The sequence below is a fragment of the Nocardia sp. NPDC004718 genome, from assembly GCF_053601535.1.
Genome location: NZ_JBSGCA010000090.1, coordinates 1 through 15900 on the forward strand (window position 1 = coordinate 1; position 15900 = coordinate 15900).

The 15900-nt window shown below is 62.5% G+C and carries 14 protein-coding genes and 4 pseudogenes; 7 read left to right on the top strand and 11 right to left on the bottom strand.

Annotation, left to right across the window (positions count from 1 at the left end; all coding sequences use genetic code 11):
- The 5 genes and pseudogenes from ACWEH3_RS34380 to ACWEH3_RS34400 form a co-directional block, all read right to left on the bottom strand.
- A pseudogene (locus tag ACWEH3_RS34380) lies at positions 1–453 on the bottom strand (transposase); the annotation flags it as partial.
- Between the two features lie 297 nt (positions 454–750).
- Positions 751–1215: a cupin domain-containing protein gene (locus tag ACWEH3_RS34385; RefSeq protein WP_450025862.1), complete on the bottom strand. Its 465-nt coding sequence runs from the start codon at positions 1213–1215 to the stop codon at positions 751–753.
- 257 nt (positions 1216–1472) lie between these two features.
- The gene (locus tag ACWEH3_RS34390) at positions 1473–2351 is read right to left on the bottom strand and encodes a fumarylacetoacetate hydrolase family protein (RefSeq protein ID WP_450025860.1); all 879 of its coding nucleotides are present in this window, start codon (positions 2349–2351) and stop codon (positions 1473–1475) included.
- A 98-nt stretch (positions 2352–2449) separates the two neighbouring features.
- On the bottom strand, positions 2450–3208 hold the full coding sequence (gene cnbZ, locus ACWEH3_RS34395; RefSeq protein WP_450025858.1) for a 2-amino-5-chloromuconate deaminase CnbZ: 759 nt from the start codon (positions 3206–3208) through the stop codon (positions 2450–2452).
- 76 nt (positions 3209–3284) lie between these two features.
- Positions 3285–4016: a GntR family transcriptional regulator gene (locus ACWEH3_RS34400; protein ID WP_452358479.1), complete on the bottom strand. Its 732-nt coding sequence runs from the start codon at positions 4014–4016 to the stop codon at positions 3285–3287.
- A gap of 200 nt (positions 4017–4216) precedes the next feature.
- On the opposite strand from ACWEH3_RS34400, the gene ACWEH3_RS34405 reads away from it, so the two are divergent.
- The 3 genes and pseudogenes from ACWEH3_RS34405 to ACWEH3_RS34415 all read left to right on the top strand — a co-directional run.
- On the top strand, positions 4217–4951 hold the full coding sequence (locus tag ACWEH3_RS34405; RefSeq protein WP_450025854.1) for a cysteine hydrolase family protein: 735 nt from the start codon (positions 4217–4219) through the stop codon (positions 4949–4951).
- A gap of 524 nt (positions 4952–5475) precedes the next feature.
- The gene (locus tag ACWEH3_RS34410) at positions 5476–6888 is read left to right on the top strand and encodes an amidase (protein WP_450025852.1); all 1413 of its coding nucleotides are present in this window, start codon (positions 5476–5478) and stop codon (positions 6886–6888) included.
- 120 nt (positions 6889–7008) lie between these two features.
- A pseudogene (locus ACWEH3_RS34415) lies at positions 7009–7149 on the top strand (IS481 family transposase); the annotation flags it as partial.
- A gap of 296 nt (positions 7150–7445) precedes the next feature.
- On the opposite strand, the gene ACWEH3_RS34420 reads toward ACWEH3_RS34415, so the two are convergent.
- From ACWEH3_RS34420 to ACWEH3_RS34440, 5 genes are all read right to left on the bottom strand, one after another.
- Positions 7446–8666 (bottom strand): Gfo/Idh/MocA family protein, encoded by a 1221-nt coding sequence (locus ACWEH3_RS34420; RefSeq protein WP_452358480.1) that lies wholly within the window; start codon positions 8664–8666, stop codon positions 7446–7448.
- A gap of 396 nt (positions 8667–9062) precedes the next feature.
- Positions 9063–9266 carry a hypothetical protein gene (locus ACWEH3_RS34425; RefSeq protein ID WP_450025850.1) on the bottom strand — a complete coding sequence of 68 codons (204 nt, stop codon included), beginning with the start codon at positions 9264–9266 and terminating at the stop codon, positions 9063–9065.
- Positions 9263–10171 carry a hypothetical protein gene (locus tag ACWEH3_RS34430; RefSeq protein ID WP_450025848.1) on the bottom strand — a complete coding sequence of 303 codons (909 nt, stop codon included), beginning with the start codon at positions 10169–10171 and terminating at the stop codon, positions 9263–9265. Before ACWEH3_RS34430 ends, ACWEH3_RS34425 begins: the two co-directional genes overlap by 4 nt.
- A gap of 195 nt (positions 10172–10366) precedes the next feature.
- Positions 10367–11200 carry a hypothetical protein gene (locus ACWEH3_RS34435; protein WP_450025846.1) on the bottom strand — a complete coding sequence of 278 codons (834 nt, stop codon included), beginning with the start codon at positions 11198–11200 and terminating at the stop codon, positions 10367–10369.
- Positions 11201–11421: 221 nt separating this feature from the next.
- On the bottom strand, positions 11422–12660 hold the full coding sequence (locus ACWEH3_RS34440; RefSeq protein WP_450025844.1) for a hypothetical protein: 1239 nt from the start codon (positions 12658–12660) through the stop codon (positions 11422–11424).
- Between the two features lie 594 nt (positions 12661–13254).
- Between ACWEH3_RS34440 and ACWEH3_RS34445 the strand changes: the two genes are divergently transcribed.
- From ACWEH3_RS34445 to ACWEH3_RS34460, 4 genes and pseudogenes are all read left to right on the top strand, one after another.
- Complete coding sequence (locus tag ACWEH3_RS34445) at positions 13255–13647, top strand: IS3 family transposase (RefSeq protein WP_450025842.1); 393 nt, start codon at positions 13255–13257, stop codon at positions 13645–13647.
- On the top strand, positions 13637–13759 hold the full coding sequence (locus ACWEH3_RS34450; protein ID WP_450025840.1) for a hypothetical protein: 123 nt from the start codon (positions 13637–13639) through the stop codon (positions 13757–13759). The genes ACWEH3_RS34445 and ACWEH3_RS34450 overlap by 11 nt, the downstream gene beginning before the upstream one ends.
- Positions 13760–13769: 10 nt before the next feature.
- A pseudogene (locus tag ACWEH3_RS34455) lies at positions 13770–13907 on the top strand (IS5/IS1182 family transposase); the annotation flags it as partial.
- A gap of 96 nt (positions 13908–14003) precedes the next feature.
- The gene (locus tag ACWEH3_RS34460; RefSeq protein WP_450025838.1) at positions 14004–14345 is read left to right on the top strand and encodes a hypothetical protein; all 342 of its coding nucleotides are present in this window, start codon (positions 14004–14006) and stop codon (positions 14343–14345) included.
- 424 nt (positions 14346–14769) lie between these two features.
- Here ACWEH3_RS34460 and ACWEH3_RS34465 read toward each other — a convergent pair.
- Positions 14770–15789 (bottom strand): annotated as a pseudogene (locus tag ACWEH3_RS34465) (transposase); the annotation flags it as partial.
- Positions 15790–15900: the final 111 nt, after the last annotated feature.

Here is a 15900-nt window from a genome sequence, read left to right on the forward strand (position 1 = left end):
ACCGACAGTGGCATTCCCAAGCCATCGGACAGTAGGTGGATTTTCGAGCCGGACTTGCCGCAGTCAACCGGGCTCGGGCCGGTCGGAGATCCCCCCCTTTTTCGCCCGGCCGCTTGCTGCGTCGATCACCGCACGCGACCAGTCGATCAAGCCCCCGCTGCCGAGCTCATCGAGTACCGCGCGATGTAGCCGCCGCCAGAGACCGGCTTCGGTCCACACCGTGAACCGGCGGTGCGCCCGCCGGTACCGTGACCCCGAACGACGGCGGCAGCATCCGCCACGCACACCCGCTGGTCAGCACGAATACCACTGCCGTGAACACCGCCCGCTCGTCGGCCGCAGCAGTACCCCACCCTGCGGTCGTGGCCCGAACTTCGACAGCAACGGCTCCACCATCGCCCAAAGCTCGTCGGAACGAGACGTTTCGACAACTTGTCCGACACGGCCGAACATCACGCGGCACAACCGAGCACAGTCCATCGCGACCCACCGACAACCAGTCACAACGACGTGAGACACAATCTGAGTGTGGCCATTGAGTAACCGACATGGCAGATTGAGACTGTCAGTGCCGATAAATTGCGAGTTATGCCTGGAACCGCCCCAACTAGTCATCGTTGCTATAGTCTATTGAAGTCCATCCAAGGGAAATCAGTATGGGTAAGCAATTGCGAGGGTGGCACCCCCGCACGTCGGAGACCGTAATGGCCGCCCGCGTGCGGCAACCACTGCCGACTTCAGCAGTCGGACCTACTTGGATATACCCAGCTTGTCCCGCAGCGGTGGGCCGACGATCTCCACTCCCCAGCGGTTGCCCACCTCCCGAACGGCGTCGAAATCTTCAAATCCTCCGCCGATGCTATTGAAATCTGTAAGAGCCTTATCGTACCCACCTGGTGTCATAAGATTTATTGCTCGCACTCGCTGGTTGCGGCGGATATTATCGAAAGTGTGAGGCACCCCTGGAGGTACAGTCACAAAGTCCCCCGGATGAAGATCGAGGATCTTGTCATCGGCTTGTACTGCTAGAATGCCCTCAAGAATATAGAACGTGTCGTCCTGCTCTCGATGCAAGTGAAGCGGCGGACCACTGAAGTAACCTATCTCGCCGACAAAGAAATCGAATCGACCATCAGTATGTCCGCCCGATGCCTTTACGTTCCACGGCCATACAAATTCGCCGTCATTATTCCTAACGACTCGTGCTTGTGACATTGTTTCTCCTTGCATTACTGAATTTATTCGGGCGAAGGGTCGGCCTGTTATCGCTTTTCGGGAACGAGCTGTGTTGCGGCTGTCGACAAAATCGTCGGCGCATCAGTGCCTCTAGACCGGGCAGTGATACGTCGTCCGCGTCGGGCATGATGACGTTCCAACGCGGTCGCAGTGCGCCGTGAATAGGTGCAGGGCAAGCCGACAGCCAGCGAGAATCGCTGACAGATGCTGATTAATCTGGAGAGATGATGACAGGCTTATTGCGGACCTGACACTGGATTGCTGAGTACGCAGTCTCCGACCTGTACCTCCACTGTGTCGCCAGCGCGCAGGAACCGCTGAGGCTCACGGCGAAAACCGATACCAGCGGGCGTGCCGGTTGCCACAATGTCGCCCGGCACGAGGGTCATGAACGAACTAAGGAAGCTCAGCGTCCGCGCGACCGAGAAAATCATGTCCGCTGCGACGGCCTCTTGCACGATCTCTCCATTGAGGCGCGTCGTCAGCTTGAGGTCGCTTGACGTCAGCGCGTCGTCGACTGTGAGATACGGTCCACAGGGGCCGAAGCTGTCAGCTGCTTTGCCCGCCGTCCACTGCGGGGTGAGAAGTTGAAGGTCGCGGGCCGAAACGTCGTTGAACGGCATCCAACCGGCTGCCGCGATGATCGCCTCGGACTCACTAGCGTTACTGAGTGTCGCGCCGACGACGACGGCAATCTCACCCTCGTAATCGACCTGAGTGGACCATGCAGCGGGTAGGTGAATCGGTGACCGATGACCGGTGAGCGAGTTGCGGTACTTGGCAATCAGCATAGGTGCAGGCGGCGCAGCTAGAGCGTTTTCGGCTGCATGGTCAAGGTAGTTCAGGCCGAGGCAAACGATTTTGTCAGGGTCTGGAATCGGCGGCGCTAGTTGGACTTCCTCGATGTCCAGTGGTGACTGCTCGAATAGCTGGGCCGCACGGTGGGCGCGGTCGACCGTCTCGCGGTCGAGGCTGAGGATGTTCCGCACGCTGCTGAACGTCTCAATATTTTCGATCCCAGCGGCCCGGGCAGCGTGGACGGCGGGAACGAGCCGCCCATCCAGAACGAACGCGGCGACGAGGCGGTGTTCTTCGTGGTAGGTGGCCAGACGCATAGATTTCCTTTCAAAGGGTGTGGCCCCGTATCACGCGCAGAGGCAGGTATGCAAAACACTCGAAATTTGAGGAGACGCCTCGGAGAGGCACGGCTGCATTAGCCGAGCGGAAGGCGTAGCTGACGACGGTAGGCGCGCACGTCGATCTCCAGTTCCAAGTCGTCTACCGGGGGGGCAGCATCATGCCAGATCAAGCCGTGGGTCGGTGCGAGACCTTTTTGGGCAAGGAGACCTTGCACGGAAGATGTCACGTCATGTGCAGAGTAGAGTTGGACTGTCATGGAACTGTCCCAGTCGACACCGATGGCCCTCAGACGGTGGTCGACCACCTCCACCACGCACGCGGCTTTCTCCAGCAACGCCGCATGGCTGGTCTCGCGATGTCGGACGACACCGTCGGGAATGACAGTGTCGTCAGGCAACTCCCCCACGCCGGAGACGACGAAAGTGCCTGTTCCCTCGTCAGTGGGGACCGTATAGGAGAAAGAGAGCACTGACGGCTCGACCGGCGGGTTGATGCTGGGAGATACGTTTGTTCTTGCTAGCGGGCAGCCCTCCGCCGTCCGGAGCCCCCAAGCATCGAGTCTAGCAATGTACTCTCGGTTGAACGCACTGAAGTTAGCGCGCGCCAGCGCGTACGGTAGCTTCAGATCGATGCCGCAGAGGGCTTCCAGAGGCCGCCCAAGTAATTCGAGGTGACGCCTGGCCGCATCAAATCCATCAGAGATTGAGACCGCCTTGGGCAGCACCGCCCACTCGATCGCCATGCCAGGCAACGCACGCACCACCGCGCTAGCAAAGCCGAGGTTGCTGGGGACGAATGAGTAACCGCCCTTGTTGTTTTCTGAGACCACCATATACTTCCTTCGATTTTGCTGTTCAGCGTGATATCGGCAACCTGACGTAGGCGGCACGGCCACACTGATTAGGGGGTCAAAATGCGGGACCAAGTGGATCGCGATTTGCGTCTTCGTCGGTGTGCACTCGGAGCGCAGCGAGTATCGAATCCGTCGTCTTACGGATGTGGGTAGCCTGAAGGGCGGCCGCTCGATCGGCATCGCGGGCTAGAACCGCGTCCAGCAGCTCCCGATGCTCAACGGCTACGTCGCGCACGTATACCTTGTCGATCGTTGCTGACCAAGATCGGTACAGAGTGCTGGCATCCCAAAGCCGGTCCCTCAACTCCAGCAGGATCGAGCTGCCGCACCCCTGAACCAGGGCTCGATGAAAGACGCTGTGCGCTAGGGACCAATGGTGAGAAACCCCCTGTCCGTCGGCTTCGAACAGCGGAGTCGAGGCGAGTGTGTGGTGTGCAGCTAGCGCTGCCGACTCCCACTGCAGATCGGCTTCTCGAACGGCTCTGCGCAGAGCCAAGCATTCGATGTCTACTCGTACAGAGGTCAAGTCCATGAGGTGCTCGACCGAAAGGTCGACAACTCGGAAACCTTGCTGCGGCTCGGATGTGACCAACCCGTCCGCCGATAGGACTGTAAGCGCTTCTCTTGCAACGGTGACGCTCACTTCAAATCGCTCAGCGAGCACGTTCACCGGCAGCCGCTCTCCAGGCTGGAACCGCCCAGCAAGTAGCTCGGTGCGCAAGGTATCTCGCAGCTGTCGAGCTCTAGTGGGGGCCGATCCCGTTCGTACCATCCACTGACTGTACATAGCCTCCCATGAAATGCGCAACACTTAAGGGAATCGATTTAGGATTCAGTTGCGCAATTTGCATGTGATCCTGTAATCTTGTAGGTCCGGCTCAGCTGGCCGGGATGGTGTCTGGCCGATTCGTTCGGCGCCGATTCGGGCTTGACGTGCCGACCTCGTCGGATCGACGTCGAGGTCCACGCACTACAAGGGAGAGACTCATGACGTCAGCAGCGAAATCCAGCAACGCCAGCCCTGGCGAGCGAACCCTTACCCTCAACGCCCGGCCGGAGCCGCTGAGCTTGACTGCTGGGCGCACGGCTGTGCTCGTCGTAGATATGCAGAACGACTTCGGAGCGGTTGGGGGAGGTATGGACCTCGCGGGATTCGACACATCCGTCATCCGCCGCGCAGTACAACCCATTGCGCGAGTGATCGAAACGGCGCGCATGCAAGGCATTCCCGTGATCTACATGAAGCATGGCTATCGATCGGATCTCTCCGACATGGGGCCCGGGTACTCAAAGAACTGGCTTACGCATGTAGCGGTGAAGGTTGGCGAGCGTGTCGCCACTCCTGACCGTCGAGATGGCCAGGTGCGGGTCGCTGATACCTGGAACACAGAGATTCTTGTCGAACTTGCTCCGAAGCCTGGAGACATCGTGCTGAGCAAGACGCGGTTCAGCGCTTTCTATGGCACCGAACTGGACGCCACTTTGACGCGATTAGGCGTTAAGGATTTAATCATCACCGGCTGCACCACAAGTGTCTGTGTGGAATCGACCGTCCGAGATGCCATGTTCCGAGATTACCGGGCTATCGTACCGGCCGATTGCACCGAGGAACTGCAAGGAGACGACTTCCATCAGGCCTCACTTTTGTTGATCGAGCGCATGTTTGGGTGGGTGACCGATTCGTCTGCAGTTATTGATGCCTTCGGGTCGGCGAGCGCCTGATTGAATCCGCTGGTAGTGCGTTGCTGGCCGGCTAAGACTCCCGGAGAGCGCAATTTAGTCCTAGACATTTCGCTGCCGCTATCAGAGGCAGTCATATTGTAAAACAATCCAGGTGTCGTACTGATTTTCCCTGAGCGCCGACTCCAGGTGGCCGTGCGTCTCGTTGGAAAGTTTCTGTCGCATTTTTCTTACCGGAAGGAATCTCGCGCAGGAAACCGCGGCAGATAAACGTATTCGACTTGGGCTCGCGAGGTTGATGCACCCCCCTCAGACTGGGGGGTTCACAGTAGGCAGACGCCAGGTTGTGGCCACCGCCTAGCATTTGTAATCTATTGCCGATACGCCCGAAAAACAAGGTATACCGCAGATCACATTGTTTCATGGAATGCGGTGCACCCGATTTTCAACACAGCTTTTATCCTGCCTTTGTTCTCTTGCAACGGAATTTTGAAAAAATGCTGACTGCTTGATCTTGAAGCTGCAGTTGCCGCCTAAGGAACTGTACTGACTTAGGAGATTTCGAGATGACGGAGTTGATCAATCGAAGCGCCACAGAGATGGTAGCCATGCTCAGTGTGGGGGAAATCAGTCCTACCGATGCTTTGGATTCGCTGGAGAAGCGCATCGCCGTTGTGGATGGCCGCGTAAACGCCCTACCCATCCGCTTCCTCGATGCCGCCCGGGCCGCCGCAGCGAAGTGGACACCTCCAGTGCCGGGAACCGCTCGAGCCGTACTGGCCGGTCTCCCTGTCGCGATAAAGGACTATAACGATGTAGCCGGCCAGTTGACCACTAACGGCTTCCGAGGCGCAGTAGAGCATCGGGCGCCGAAGGACGACGCCGTGGTAGCCCGATTGCGCGCAGCTGGAGCGCTTCCGTATGCCAAGACCAACGTTCCGGAAATCGCGGGCGGCCATACGTATAACGAAATATGGGGGGTCACTAGAAACCCGTGGCATCTAGACCGTACGGCTGGTGGATCCTCCGGCGGCTCAGCTGCGGCTCTCGCTTCAGGAATGGCATGGCTAGCGACCGGCAATGACCTCGGCGGAAGTCTACGTACTCCGTCCGGTTACAACGGAACCGTAGGACTAAGGCCGACTGCCGGGACGATTGCTCGGGGACGCCCCGCTGTACCCTTCGACGCCCTTTTCGTTGAGGGCCCGATGGCACGCGACGTTCGTGACACAGCGCTACTGCTCGATGCCATGGCTGGTGCAGATCGGCACGATCCATTGAGTAGAGAACCCGCCACGCGCTACCGCAAGTGGGTCGACCGAGAACCCGGGCGCTTCCGTGCCGGGTTCTCGCTCGATCTCGGAACGCTTCCGGTCCACGCCGAGGTGCGCAGGGTTGTTGGAGATGCGGTCAAGCACGTAGAGGCGGCTGGCGGCGACGTGACCACCGACTGCCCCGATTTCAGCGGGGCGTACGACACTTTCCAGGTTCTCCGCGCGCATCTGCTTGCCAGCCTGCACGACGAGTTGTTCGAGACCCAGCGCGAGCTACTGAAGTCCGATATCGTCTGGAACATTGAATTTGGCAGGGCACTTACCTCACAACGTCTGCGAGAAGCCGAGCGAGCACGGGGAGAGCTGGCCCACAGAGTGATCGACTTCTTCGACGACCACGACGTCCTCATCTGCCCTACAGCGCCGCTTCCAGCTTTTCCTGCCGACTGGAGCTGGCCCAAATCGATCGACGGTTTCGCAACCATGACCTACATCGATTGGATTGCCATTACATTCTTCATCTCCCTGACGGGTTGCCCGGTACTTGCGTTGCCGTGCGGCCGTACCGCAGAAGGAACCCCTATCGGCTTTCAAATCGTTGGTCCACCAAGGTCGGAGGGGATGCTCTTCTCAATTGGAGCTCAGATCGAAAAGAGCGTCTCGCTGGCCCCCCAATTGCCGATCACACCCGTCCTCACGAGCTAGCTGTTGCGGGTTGTGACGTTGGTGACGCGGTGGCAGAGGTGATGAGCTGACGGGCGGTTCTTTCGGCGGCAGGATGTGAAGCGCCAATCTCCCCGTCTGCCGCAAGTCGAAAGAACCGCCGTGATTCACGGTAATGCCCCTTTGACCGCCGAGGGCCGCTACGGGCTCGTACAACGCTGCCAGACCCGGCCGATCGCTCATGTCGCCGCCGAGATGGGCCTGTTGCACCCGAATAGTGGACATCGAGTTGGCAGGCGCCGCGATCCCTCCCAGTACGACGCGGGCGACGGCACCCTGCGCAACCTCCACGCCACCGAGGTGACCCGCCCATAGCCCGGTCGCTAACCCACTCATTCGGACCCGATGCCCACCGAAGGGAGCGGAATTCGTCGAGACGGAACCGAGCAGGCTGAGCAGACGACAGGACTCGGATGAGAAGGGTGAAGTCCAGCCGAACGGCGTCAGGACGGTGCAAGAACCACCTCATCCTGACGCTGTACGCGCCTCTGCCGAGCCCGGCGATGGGGTGTACCCCAATCAGACTTGACTTCACCAAGTCACGACAAACCTGCCGATATCGCCGCAATCCGATAGACGTCGTCGAGCAATCGTGCGACTCGCACTGCCTGGCTCGTTACCGGCGCCTCCCACACAGACTGGCCACGCAACTCAGCGATGAAGGCCCGTAGCGCATCCTTGGCATCGGGCGCCTGCGCGGTCCATGCCGGTCCGCTGGCCAAGGTGAGTGTCCCGTTGTCGATCGTGGCGGTATCGGCCGTACCCTCGATAACGATCCGCAGGCCGCCCGGCCGGGCGGCCCAGCTTGCCTCGACGGTCGCGGGCACCTGGTCATCCCAGACGAACGCAGCGCAACCGCCGATATCCAGCCCGACCCCCGGTGCCTCGATCAACTGAGCTTGAACGACCTCGAGATCGTGCCCCGGCCGTAACCACAGCAAGGCATCGAGCAGGTGCGTGCCGAGGTCCCCGAACCCGCCGAAGCCTGCTTGCTCGGGGTCGAGCATCCAGGCCGCCGAGCCACGAAATACCCCGTCATCCAGGCCTGGGTGAGCGAAGCGGGCATGCGTGCGCATGAGCTGCCCCAACCTGCCTTCGCGTATCACCTCGCGGGCTCGCTGCATCGCGGGCAGACACCGCAGGAACATGCCCGTGGCGAAATGGACTTCGGCTCGTGCGATCAGCGCGGCCAGTCGCTGCGCTTCCCCACCGTCACGTCCCAGGGGCTTCTCGACGAAGACCGGCTTGCCGGTACGGGCCACGATCGGGACGAGATCGGCGTGTGCGCTCGTGACCGAGTCGATGACGACAACGTCAGCCGAGTTCACGGCGACGTGCAGGGCATCGGCCACCACTACCTGCGGCGGCAGTGATTCGGCGAGCGCGGGGTCTGGATCCCATACAGCACTCAGAGTGAGCAGAGGGTCTTCCTCGATCACAGCTAGGTGATCGCGCACATGCACATGGGCAAGGCCTATGACAGCCACACGGAAAGCCAGTACACCACCACCCTGCATATAACCGGCTCCCGCCCACGAATCAACACTGCGCTTGCCGTGCCATCTATTGTGGCGATACGGATGGCTTCCCGGAAACATTCCCACTCGGGTGGTAAACCCTCGCCACGTGATGTTGTTCCCGTCCGTGGTGTGTCCCGCCGCCGCAGCACGGGCGGGGCAAACTACGGCGGGTGCATTTTGTCCACTGCTGCGGCGGGCTGGTCGGGTTGAATGGGTAGCCGGGGGCCGGGACTCCCTCATCACTCCCGGCCCCCGCCCCTCTCGCGTGCATCGCGCAGATAGTATCTGCACTGGGTTTCACCTGGGGGTTTTCCGGTTTTTCGCACGCTCATGTTCACGGGGGTGAGGGCGGGTGGTGTAGATCGGTGAACGAATGGATGAAGCGCGTGATGTCGGCGCGTCTTGTCGAGTTCGGTGGCCGGTCTGTGGCCGGAGGTGTTCGCGGCGCCGCTGACTGGTTCGCCGCTAGCCAGGGTGGGATCGCCCATGTAATCCGTGTCGGTATCCACACCGTCCACGACGAGCCGGTTCTCGATTATGGTACGCCCGTCCAGGATCTGACAGCTCTATCGGGCTGTGTGGGCGTTGTGGTGGTGTTCGATCGTGACCGACACCGCGGGGGGGAGCAGGGTGGGTTCAGAGGTCGAAGAGTTCGCGGGCGCGGGTTTTCCATTCTTCGATGAGTTGGCGGGCTTGGTGGTCGAATTCGTGGCGGTCGGTTTCGGGCCAGGTGTCGGGGTCCATGTCCAGCCCGCGTTCGGTGACGAACCGCATGAAGTGGGTGGAGGAGGCCGCGCTGCGTTGGCGGATGAACTCACGCTCTTGGGGAGAGAGGGTCATAGTTTCTTCATCCCGTACCAATTGGATCCTCGCATCAGTGTCTTACCGAGGTGGGGGTCGTCCCCGGTGAGCAGGGTCAGTTCCTGCGGTGAAGGATACCCGGCTACCGGGCCGTCGAATCGTTGCTTGATCCCGTCGAGCAGGGCGGCGTCGGCGGGGGAGGAAACGATTCCGTAGCCGATGAGGGCGTCGATACGGGCCCGCATCAGGTTGGCCGATGCCTCGAGCAGGGTGGGGTCGGGGTTCCAGTCGTAGCCCGCTTTCGCCCACGCATACCCCCCGTCGTCCAAGGAGGCATGGACTTCGATGCGGTCCACACCGCAGCGGCGGAAGTAGGCCTCGGTCGCGGTGGAGAACGCGGTGGAGAACCCTTTGCCGCGAAAGTTCTCTTTGAGTTTCGCGACTTCGTTCCCGGCGACCAGCAGGCCGTTCTTGTCGCGCCAGAAGTCGTAGCGCACCCGGCCGACGTTCTGGCCGGTATCGTCGCGGACACGGGCGCGCATGAAAAGTTTCCCCGGCAGGGCTTCACCCGTAACCGTCGCTCCCCTCTCCAGATGAACGCGGACGTTGTCGAGGTGGAAGGGCCCGTAGCGGCGTTCGAGCCCTGCGAACGCCCGCGTCAACTCACCGATGCTCATCTGCCCAGCGTCCGCGGCGTCGAGCAGATCCCCCAGCAGCGGCATATGCGACAGATCCGTTACCGCCATGGGCGCCCGAGCTGGCACCCGCGACCCACCCTCCCGGGCACTGGTGCCGGTGTCGGTGTCGTTCGGATGCCAGTGATGGCTGCGGCCGAGTTCGGCGTCGGCGCCGACGATGTTATCGGTCGTCTTCCTCGCCGCCCGGCCGGTCTCGCGCGCCGGTCGAGAAGCGGCGGCGCCCAGCCCCGGCCCCAAAGACTCCACCCGGCCAATCAAATGGCGATAGAACTCATCCCACCTCCGGGAAGGAAACCACACCGAACCATTCTCGACCCCTCACCTGCCGCGGCAACCCACTACCTCCCAGGCAGGGGGCGTGGCGATGCTTGCGGGCAAGGAAGACTCGCGCGCGAGTCTCGGCGATCCTGGCCGGTATCCCTACGGCGGTGACGGGGTGGGTCATAGTTTCTTGATCCCGAACCAGTTCGACTCTCGCATCAGTGTCTTACCGAGGTGGGGGTCGTCCCCGGTGAGCAGGGCCAATTCCTGCGGTGAAGGATACCTGGCTACCGGGCCCTCGAATCGTTGCCTGATACCTTCCAGCACCGCGGCGTCGGCGGCGGAGGGAACAGACCCATTGGCGAGGAGGGTGTCGATATGGTTGCGCATGCGAGTGATCGACCTCTTGAGCAGGGTGTGATCGGGGTTCCAGTCGTAACCCGCTTTAGCCCACGCGTATCCCCCGTCCTCCAAGCCGGCGTGTAGCTCGATGCGGTCCACGCCGCAGCGGCGGAAGTAGGTTTCGGTCGCGACGGAGAACGCGGTGGAGAACCCTTTGCCGCGGAAGTTCTCCTTGAGATCAGTGAGTTCGTTCCCGGCGACCAGGGAACCATCGCGGTCGCGCCAGAACTCGTAGCGCACCGTGCCGGCTTCCTGGCGGGTGTCGTCGCGGACTTCGGCACGCACGGTGAGCTTCGCCGGTGATCCTTTGCCGGCCAACGTCCAACCGCGTTCGTGGCGGGCTTCCACGTTGTCGAGATGGAAGGGCCCGTAGCGGCGTTCCAACCCCGCGAACGCCCGCGTCAACTCACCATTGCCCATCTCTCCAGCGTCCGCGGCATCGAGCAGATCCCCCAGCAGCGGCATATGCGACAGATCCGTCACCGCCATGGGCGCCCGAGCCGGCACCCGCGACCCACCCTCCCGGGCACTGGTGCCGGTGTCGGTGTCGTTCGGATGCCAGTGACGGCTGCGGCCGAGTTCGGCGTCGACGCCGACGATATCGCCGGTCATCCTCTCCACCGCTCGGCCGGCCTCGCGCGTCGGGCGCGAAGCGGCCGTGCCCAGCCCCGGGCCCAGCGAACCCGCCCGCCGGAGAAGATGGCGGAGCACCTCATCCAGCCTTCTCGGAGAAAACCACACCGCCCCATTCTGGACACCCCACCCCGCTACCTTTGCGGCACGCCCCCTGCCGAGGGCAACCGCGGCATTCCGAGGTCACATCGATACAGTGGTCACAGTTTCTTCATCCCATACCAATTCGATCCCCGCATCAGTGTCCTACCGAGCTGGGGGTCGTCCCCGGTGAGCAGGGCCAGTTCCTGCGGTGAGGGGAACCCGACTACCGGTCCGTCGAATCGTTGCTTGATCCCTTCCAGCACCGCGGTGTCGGCGGCGGAAGAGACGACTTCGTCGCCAATGAGGGTGTCGATACGATCCTGGATCAACTCCTTGGACCATTCGAGCATGGCGGGGTTCCAGTCGTAGCCCGCTTTCGCCCACGCATACCCCCCGTCGTCCAAGGAGGCATGGACTTCGATGCGGTCCACGCCGCAGCGGCGGAAGTAGGCCTCGGTCGCCGCGGAGAACGCGGTGGAGAACCCTTTGCCCGTGAAATTCTTGTGCAGCTGCGTGAGTTCATTCGTGGCGACCAGCAGGCCGTCCTTGTCGCGCCAAAATTCATATATCACAATTCCGGCGTGCGTGCCGGCGTCGTCGCGAACATGGGCGAGCAGTGAAATCCTCTCTGGTAACGTTTTTCCGTCCTGTGTCGAACTGAGCTCGTGGCGAGCCTTCAGGTTTGCGAGACGGAAGGGCCCGTACCGACGTTCCAGCCCCGCGAACGCTCGCGTCAACTCAACAGGACCCATCTCTCCCGCGTGAGCGGCGTCGACGAGTGCCCCCACCAGCGGCATATGCGACAGGTCGGTCACCGCCCCACCCGCCGACACAGGATGCCGGGAACCGGTGCCGATGCCGAGGCCGCCTGTTTGTCGATGAATGCCGTGGCCGAGTTCGCTATCGGCGCCGACAATATCGTCGGTCGCCTTCCCTACCGCCCGGCCGGCCTCGCGCGTCGGGCGGGAAGCGGCTGTGCCCAGCCCCGGGCCCAGCGAACCCATACGCTGGCGAAGATGGCGAATCACCTTATCCCACCGCCCGGAAAAACTCACACCAGCCATTCTCGATGCCCCCACCCGCCGCAACACACCCCCTGTAGAGAACAGCCTTCGCCCCGGGGATGCCGCAGTCATCCCGTCCCGCCTCTCGCGCCACCGTGTATGTACGGGCACCACCTCCACAAAGGGCCAGTCGCATTTGCCGGTTTGGGGTACATCAAACAGACATAAGGCGGACACCAGCCGGTCGAGCATCTTCAGCGGCCCCCGCTTGTCGGCGTAACGGAGGGCGTAGGTGACCCGGCCGAGCCGGTCGCCTTCCACGGTCGGAATCCAGTGCGTGCTGTTACGCATCCGCCGCATACTGTTCATCGGTTTCAGCGGCAAATTTTCTCCACCAGAATCAGCCGCGGATATTGGCAGAGGATCTCGACCTTCTCGTTTTGGGTGGCCGGCCGAGGGGGTCATATACCCGTTTCTGGAGGGGGACCGGGAGCCTAGGCCGGTCCCCCTTCAGGAGACTCAAGCCGGTCGAACGACTCAGACCCTAGATCGAATTTCGGGGCAGTTCTGTATTGCTGAGCTAGTGCCGTGTCCGGGAAGGATGATGCTGGAACCCGCGGCCCGGGGTGGCGGCTTGATCATCGGCGGGTGACCGGTGATGCTGCCGGTCGAGGTGATGCGTGGCTCGCAAGCCGGATGTGTTCGCCAGAGCAGTGACCCCGGAAGCGGGCCGCAAACTGGCACCGATCGCGCGATGCAGTAAGCAGCCGATCCGGATGCGTCGGGCGGTGGTGGTGATGGCCTCGACTCAGCATCAGCCGGTCGGGTTCATCGCGAAACTCATGCAGGTGTCGTAATCATATGTGCGGTAAGTGATCAAGACGCGTTGCGGGAGATCGCTCGGGGAAACTTCTAGGCCCGGCGGCCAAGCGGCGGGCGGTGGGCATGCTTGTGCAGATCAAGGGCATGTCGCAGCGGTTCGCTTGCAAGGTCGTCGGGGTGCATCGGTCCACGTTCCGGCGGCTGCCGCTCGATCAAACCCCGGGCGATCCCGACGCCAGCGTTAGGGCTTGGCTGCGCGGATACGCCAGGAAGAACCCTTGTTATGGGTTCCGTCGGGCGTGGGCGGCGTTGCGGTTCGACGAGGGCCATCGGGTCAACCGCAAACGGGTGCATCGATTGTGGAAGCAGGAGGACCTGCAGGTGCGGGCGCATCACCGACGCAAACGCCTCGGGTCCTCGTCGGTGCCAGCGGCCACCGCGCGGTGTGGGCGTTGGATTTCCAGTTCAACTCCACTGTCGATGGTCGGCGGTGAAGATCGCGTCGATGGTCGATGAACATACCCGGGAGTCGCTGCTGCATCTGGTGGAACGCTCCATCACCGGCGAGAAACTCGTGGCCGAACTCGTGATTCGTTCATGTTGCGCCGGAATGGGCTGTGCTGCATGATGTTCGACTCGTGGTCGATGAGTTGTCGAAACATCTCGTCCCGGACGAGTTGTGGGCATCGGTCGAGCCGTTGCTCCCGCAGTTCACTGTGCGTCCGCAGGGTGGTGGTACCGCCCCGGTTGATGAACGTGCGGTGTTCACCGCGGTGTCGTCGGGCAACCCGGGGGCATGAGTTTTGCACGGCACCGGGCCGGTCGCGGTGGAAACGGCGAGCGCGTTCGACCGAGCGGGCCGAGCATCCGGCGTGGTAGGGGAACGGAAGGTGTTCCTGTCCCCGATGATGGACCTGTTCGACCGGTCCGTGATCACATACGCCTGGGGCATGTCCGAGAACCTGCCCGAGGACGACGACTCATACGACCGGCCCGCCAGCTCGATCAGAGCTCCCTCGGCGAGAGCGTCGTTGAGTTCGGTGTCATGGCACGGTGCGCAGGCGAACTCGACCGACGATGATTCGCCGTCGGGAATCGGCTCGAAGTCCACTACGGCGTGGCCCCAGTCGGGCGCACAATTGCCCGGCGATTTCTTCGAGCGCACCGAGACTCCGCGCACCGGCCGCGCCATAAGAATCGTCATGTCGCGATGATACGAGGCTGAATCACTCGCGGGCGGAATCGACGGCCTGAAGATCCTCGTCCCACACGATTTCGTGGTCATCTACAGAAACAAGCCACTCGGCGCCGAGCACATGCCGGCGAATATGGGTGAGCAGCATCGACCACCGACAGATGGAGTCCCACGCGGCGACACAGTAGGGAAGACTCAGGCCGCCGGAGAAGATTCGGCCGGGCCCTCGCATCGTGTCCTCGTCGATCCAAACGCGTCACCTCCGCTCGCTGCGACTTCCTCCACACTCGGGTCTGTCGGATCTGCGGGAAAATCACGCCAGGTAGCACAGCTAGCTACTTGCCCCTGAAATAGTCGGTCGGGGGGGTTTGGCGAGTCCGGGGCGTGTCGCCGTTTGGTTTCGAGTCCGGTGGTTTCGGACCCGCGTCGGTCGCGGGGCGTGTTCACCGGGTGATCACGGTCATCCGCCGGAGGTTGCAGGCGAAGATGCCCAGCCCGATCCAGGTCCGGGCCCCGGTGAGGTGGCGCATGCGGCTGCGGCGCAGTCCGAATCCTCGTTTGAGGTGGCTGATTCGTGCTTCGACGCCGATGCGCCAGTTACGCATTCGTCGGAGGGCTCGGGTGCGTTCGTGTTTACGGCGGGTCTTGCTGAGGATGCCGCCGCGTTGCAGGCCGATGTGTCGTACCCCGAGTTCGGCCAGTGCCTTGTCGTCGGCGGCGGTGCCGAAGCCGCGGTCGCCGACCACCGTGGCCGGGACGCGGCCAGGAGCCCCGACGACCTGCTCGACAGCGGGAACCAGTTGCCGCGCCTCGTTGGAGTTGCACTTGTTGACCTGGTGGAACGGAATGAAACCGTGGTCGTCTTCAACGATTAGTGCGGTGTAGCCGAACAGGTCCCGGTGCTGCGGCGTGCCCTTGCGGATCGGGCGTGCATCCGGGTCGGCCAGCGACACCATCCGGTCGGGGATGACGCGGTTGCCCGCCAGCCGCTGCGCGGTCTGGGCGAGCAGTCGCTCGGTGCCGGCGCCGGTGTCCTCCAGTTCGGTGATCAGCCGCTACAGTCGCCGAGACGGGCAACGACCCAGCGCCCGGTGGGCGTTGCGTGTCACCGCGGCCACCTCGGTGACTGTGGCGGTCGCGATGTCGGCGATTTCGCCGGTGAGCCGGTGGATCTCACCCAGCGCCTGGCCGGTCCGGCGGCGCAGCGTGCGGCTGATCTGCTTGATCCGGCGCCCGGCCGAGCGGCTGCGGTCGCGGAACGCGGTCCGCGACGCGGCACCGGCCGCCTTGATCCGCCGCACCAGCCCGCCCAGCTTTCGGACGCCGTGGTCGAGCAGGTCGGCGTCGGTGGGGTGGTCGATGTCGGCTTCCACCACCGTGGTGTCGATGCGCAGCTTGCGGGCCCGCAGCACCTTGTCCTCGGTCAGTTTGCCCACCAAAGCGGTATTGAGCTGCTCGAACACCTCCGGACCGGCTAGGTGTGATGTCCAGGGAGGTTGTCCGGCCTACTCACTGTGGTGAGTCCGGCTGACAGGTGAAGGCCTCCGGCTGTGAAGTGGAGCTGTCTAGGAACC